Here is a 3,579-nt window from a genome sequence, read left to right as displayed (position 1 = left end):
AAACTAGGGGCTACTCAATCAGCCAGGCGTCGAGTTCCCTTTGCGCCCACTGATCGCGCCCGTTGTGGTGGGAATAAGCTTCAGCAAATTGCATCAATCTTCTCTCACCGGAGGCTCATAGATGGGTTGATTCATAGCTCTGGTTCGGAGCGTCCCGGCTTCTAGCTGCGCTATGCGGTCGCGCGCCACATCAACGTATTCCTCGGTGATATCGCAGCCGTAAGCGTTGCGGCCATTCTTCAAAGCGGCAACAGCACTCGATCCCACGCCTAGGTATGGATCCAGCACGTTACCCCCCGGATTTGTCATGCTAAGAACCAAGCGTTCAACCAAACCGACAGGGAATTGGCAGGGATGCTCCGTTTTCTCAACGTGGTTTGATTTCACGTTAGGAATATCCCAAACGTCGGACGGATTTTTGCCCAGCGGATTTCCGGATAGTTTGCCTTTATTAGGCCCCTTAAAGTGCTTCTTGTGAGGGTATTTTGAGGGGATACGAACGGGGTCGAGATTGAACGTGTAGTCGTCGCCTTTGGTAAACCAAAGAATTGTCTCATGCCGTCCTGAGAAGCGATTTTGACAGTGGAGCCCATGGCCGAAGGTCCAGATAATTCGGTTTCGCAACTGTAAGCCATGATCTTTGAAAATCCGGTAAAGTATCACGTCGAGGGGAAAGACTTCTCCGTCATCAACGTGATTTCCCACTTGCCAGCAGATTGAACCTTGAGGATGAAGAAGGCGGACAGCTTCTGCGATCGTCGCCGCTTGACTTTCGATGTAAATATCGAGGGTGGTTCGCTTCTCATATTCTTTGCCAATATTATAAGGCGGGGAAGTGACGATCAAATCCATGCTGCCCTTTTTTAAAGAGCGCATAAAGTCCAGGTTATCTTGGCACTCGATGACGGCTTTCGTTTTCCGAATAGGAATGACATTTTCGGTCTTCATTCGTGCGCTTTGACGTGCCATTTTCTTAATCCTGAGATAATATTATCTATTGGCTTTTTCTAACTTGCCAATACTTAAGCCTGGCCATCAGCTTACATGATTGCAGATCGCAGATCCAGCGTTTTTTTCTTGAACGGCGAAAGCTTTATATCCCCGGCTCGCTTCCGCGCTTGGGCAATGTCATAGGTGTTTTGCATACGCATCAAAGTCTCGATCGAAATTCCGAAAACTTTCTCGATTCGCAACGCCATCTCTGCTGAAAGATGGGCGCGCTCGTTTAGCAATGCCGAGAGAGCCGGACGTGTGACGCCAAGCGCATGGGCAGCGCTCGTCACCGAAAGGCCATGCGCTTCCACAATTTTGATCTTAACAAAGCCGCCAGGATGGACCGGTTCATTCAACCGAGCATTATGTTTATCGGTCATTGCAGCCTTCCGCACGGACATTGCCTAACCCGAGCGAGCCTACAAAATGCGCCGTTGCCTGTAAAGTGACGCTTTACAGAATACATTTGCGCCGACCATAGCCGCGCCCCCGCTTGCTGCTACGACTTCAAGAACCGCGAGCCGACAATGGCGGCGCGGGCGGTTTCGTCGCTCCACGGGAGCCGGTCTACCTTTCCCTGTCCGATCTTGCTGCGCCGCCGCCGGATCGTCTCGCCGATTTTCAGGGGATGCACGGGATGCCATGATCGGGGCGATTGCTCGACGGTGCAGGCGGCGACCTGGATATGCGCCCATCCATTGCGGTCGATCTTGAGGACTTGCCCTGTGACGGCGCGCTGGCCGATCATCGTGGGCTTCTTTTTCGAGGAACGGGGCTGCGGCTTCCAGATCGGCTCGCGCCAGCGAATCACATCCGCCACGATAAATTCAGTTCCGCATGCCAGCCATTTCACGTCTCCCCCGATCCGGACCCGCCTTTCTGCGCGCCCTTCACCTTAAGATTGTGCGGAATTGCGTTTTCGCACAAGTATATATCCAATTCCCGTAAACCTTGGCGGGGGATGCAGAGCAAAGCCGTTTATTGAGATTAGCCTTTGCAAGATTTACCGTCAGTCACGGACATGACCGTGCCTGATCTATTGGGGGGCTCCCATGGCGAACGACAGACCCGAAGAGGACGCCGATGACGCCGCGCTGGCGGCTTGGGAGCTTGGCGCGGGCAACACGCCCGATTCCGCGCCGCATCCCAAGCTTGCCCATTTGCGCGCGCTGTTCGCCGCGCATCCGGACGTGGCCGCGCTGACGCGCGTGCTAGACGCCGCGATGAACGACACGGACGATCCCGTGCCGGTGACGGTGGAGGTGCAGCCGAGATTGCTCCGGCTGCTGGCGCAGATCGAAACGCTGGACGCCGCTGCCGCAGGCCGCGCGCCTGCGCCACCGGAGCGCACCGTGAGCCAGATCGTCGGCAACTATCTTGAACACCTGTTGCATGGGCTTGTCACCGACCCGACCGGCCACCCGCATTTTGCGGAGGTTTGGAACGCGCTTTGCGCGGCGGAAGGCGCGCCGGAGCTGGCCGTGCCCACGGGCACGGCGGAGCCCGCGCCGCCGCAGGCCGGGGACGGGCCTTTCTGATGCGCCGGGCGGCACGACCTCGCATTCATGCGCTTGTCGTGCTGCTGGGATTGTTTCTGGCCTTTGCGGTTCCCGCAGCGGCGCAGCAAACCAATCTCGCGCCGCCGCCTGCGACGGCGCAAGCGTCGGAGCTTGAGCGCGACGCTGACCGGCTGGCCGACCTCATGGTCGAATACCGCAACATGTTTCTTGGACAGAACACGACGTTCACGGAAGCCGAGCGTCGGGCGCGGAACGGCGAGATCACCCGCGAGATGGAAGCGCTGCGCGCCAAATGGCGCGGGCGTTCTCCCGCGCTAGAAAGCCAGCTCGCCCAAAGAGCGGAAGCGCTGGCCGCGCCGCGTCATCTGGCCGAACGCGAGAAATACGCGCGCAACGCGCCGCCCCCGCCGCCGGAGCCTTCGCACATCGAGCGCATGTTTGAATCCGCCGTGATGACCATGTGGAACTGGTGGTTCCGCTACGGCGGGGTTCTATTTGCCGTCTTTAGCGCGCTGATCGCGCTGCCCGTGGTGTGGCTGCTATGGCGTTTGCTCGGCTTCGGACGCGGCGCGCCGCCAAAGGACTTGCCGCCGCTCTCCGATAATTACGGCACGGCCAGCTACGCTGAAATGCGTCCGCTGATGCCGAATATCCATTACGGCCTGAAAGGCGTGTTCTTCGGGAAGAGCAGCGCGCCGGAGCTGGACAAGGTGCCGCTGGCGCAGCAGCCCGGCGCGCCGGTGCTCTCGACGCCCGAGCATCACACCTTGATCGTGGCGCGCACCCGTACCGGTAAAGGCACGCGCGTCATCGTGCCGACGCTACTGCGCTATTCCGGCTCCGCCATCGTTATCGACCCCAAGGGCGAGAACGCCGCGATCACCGCCCGCGTCCGCGCGGGGCTTCTCGCGCAGGCGGTGCATGTCATCAACCCGTGGGGCGAGCTGGCAACGACCTTCAAGGCGCGCGGCTTAAGCCCCGCGACATTCAACCCGCTCGACGTGCTGGTGCGGGACGACCCCAACGCCGTGGCGGTCGCGCAGGCGCTGGCGGGGGCGGTCTGTCC

5 protein-coding genes are annotated in these 3,579 nt (G+C 59.3%); 2 read left to right on the top strand and 3 right to left on the bottom strand.

Annotated features, from left to right (window positions below):
- Window positions 1-93: 93 nt before the first annotated feature.
- The 3 genes from EBBID32_RS12980 to EBBID32_RS12970 form a co-directional block, all read right to left on the bottom strand.
- Window positions 94-969: a DNA-methyltransferase gene (locus EBBID32_RS12980; RefSeq protein WP_006958309.1), complete on the bottom strand. Its 876-nt coding sequence runs from the start codon at window positions 967-969 to the stop codon at window positions 94-96.
- 71 nt (window positions 970-1,040) lie between these two features.
- Entirely contained in the window at window positions 1,041-1,373 is a 333-nt protein-coding gene (locus EBBID32_RS12975) for a HigA family addiction module antitoxin (protein WP_006958307.1), read from the bottom strand.
- A gap of 119 nt (window positions 1,374-1,492) precedes the next feature.
- Window positions 1,493-1,813 (bottom strand): hypothetical protein, encoded by a 321-nt coding sequence (locus tag EBBID32_RS12970; RefSeq protein ID WP_037490621.1) that lies wholly within the window; start codon window positions 1,811-1,813, stop codon window positions 1,493-1,495.
- 232 nt (window positions 1,814-2,045) lie between these two features.
- Between EBBID32_RS12970 and EBBID32_RS12965 the strand changes: the two genes are divergently transcribed.
- Both EBBID32_RS12965 and EBBID32_RS24925 read left to right on the top strand, forming a co-directional pair.
- The gene (locus tag EBBID32_RS12965) at window positions 2,046-2,531 is read left to right on the top strand and encodes a hypothetical protein (protein WP_006958303.1); all 486 of its coding nucleotides are present in this window, start codon (window positions 2,046-2,048) and stop codon (window positions 2,529-2,531) included.
- A partial coding sequence (locus tag EBBID32_RS24925) for a type IV secretory system conjugative DNA transfer family protein (RefSeq protein ID WP_037490616.1) occupies window positions 2,531-3,579 on the top strand: 1,049 nt, incomplete at its 3' end. The genes EBBID32_RS12965 and EBBID32_RS24925, both read left to right, overlap by 1 nt.

The organism is Sphingobium indicum BiD32, from assembly GCF_000382885.1.
Taxonomy (GTDB): Bacteria; Pseudomonadota; Alphaproteobacteria; order Sphingomonadales; family Sphingomonadaceae; genus Sphingobium; species Sphingobium japonicum_C.
The sequence above is the reverse complement of the archived record's forward strand: the minus strand, read 5'-3'. Positions and strand labels throughout refer to the sequence as shown.